Raw genomic sequence first — 1,137 nt, 5'->3', positions numbered from 1 at the left:
TGGAGTTGCTACCTTTGAGTGGAGACAGATTTAAAAAATAAAGAATTAAATTTGTTAACATATGGCACGAGTATTTGAAGAATCTTTTAAAATCATGGCAGTTGAGTTATCCTGTATAAAAGGATCTGTATCTGCAGCAGCATTAGAATTAGGAATAGATCCAAGTCGTCTTACCAAATGGCGTATGGATCCTCGATTCAATGGAGGGAATCTACTACCTAAAAACGATAAAATATCTCCTGAGGAGCAAGAATTGCGCGAGTTGAAGAAGAGGCTTAAGGAATCGGAGTTGGAAAATGAGATTTTAAAAAAGGCAGTCGCCATCTTTTCCAAGGGAGGCTAAAAGTATATTGGTTTATTAAGAATAATATGAACCAGTATGGAGCTGATAAGATGTGTGCTGTACTAAAAGTTAGTAGCAGTGGTTTTTACAAGTGGTTGACTAAAAAAAGTAGTCTCCTGGAAGCGAAAAGCAAAAAATTGATCCAGTTGATTCAAGATGAATTTGAAAAAAGCAATCAAATTTATGGAAGTCCTCGTATAGCTAAAAAGCTGAAGGAGAAAAATCATAATGTATCACGTTCTTACATAGCTAGAATAATGAAGAGATTGAATATCAGAAGTAAAACACGTAAAAAATTCAAAGTAACAACAGATTCCAGTCACAGTTATCAAATAGCGCCGAATCTTTTGAATCGCGATTTTACAGCTACAGATGTGTCTCAAAAATGGGTAAGTGATCTGACCTACATACGCACTAAAGCAGGATGGTTATATTTAACTACAGTTATAGATTTAGCTGATCGAAAAGTTATAGGATGGGCTTTTAGCAAATCCATGACTGCAAAAGAAACCAGTGTAAAGGCGTTAAAAATGGCTATTAAATGCAGAGGGGTAAAACCAGGGTTGATATTCCATTCTGATAGAGGAGTACAGTATGCCTGTGATGAATTTAAAAAAATTATAAACAAGACCGAGATTCATCAAAGTATGAGCAGAAAAGGGAATTGCTGGGATAATAGTGTGGCAGAAAGTTTTTTCAAGACACTAAAGACCGAACTTGTATATCATTACAAATTTGAAAATAGAGAAATCGCAAAATTGAAAATATTTGAGTACATAGAGGGCTTTTATAAT

The 1,137-nt window shown here is 34.7% G+C and carries 2 protein-coding genes; both read left to right on the top strand.

Annotation, left to right across the window (positions count from 1 at the left end):
- Positions 1-61: 61 nt before the first annotated feature.
- Positions 62-343 (top strand): transposase, encoded by a 282-nt coding sequence (locus GOQ16_RS17180; RefSeq protein WP_160070420.1) that lies wholly within the window; start codon positions 62-64, stop codon positions 341-343.
- Positions 344-357: 14 nt separating this feature from the next.
- On the top strand, positions 358-1,137 hold a 780-nt coding region (locus tag GOQ16_RS17175; protein ID WP_240141084.1), incomplete at its 3' end, for an IS3 family transposase.

Origin of the sequence: Sphingobacterium bovisgrunnientis (assembly GCF_009829085.1) — a bacterium.
GTDB lineage: Bacteria > Bacteroidota > Bacteroidia > Sphingobacteriales > Sphingobacteriaceae > Sphingobacterium > Sphingobacterium bovisgrunnientis.
The sequence above is the reverse complement of the archived record's forward strand: the minus strand, read 5'-3'. Positions and strand labels throughout refer to the sequence as shown.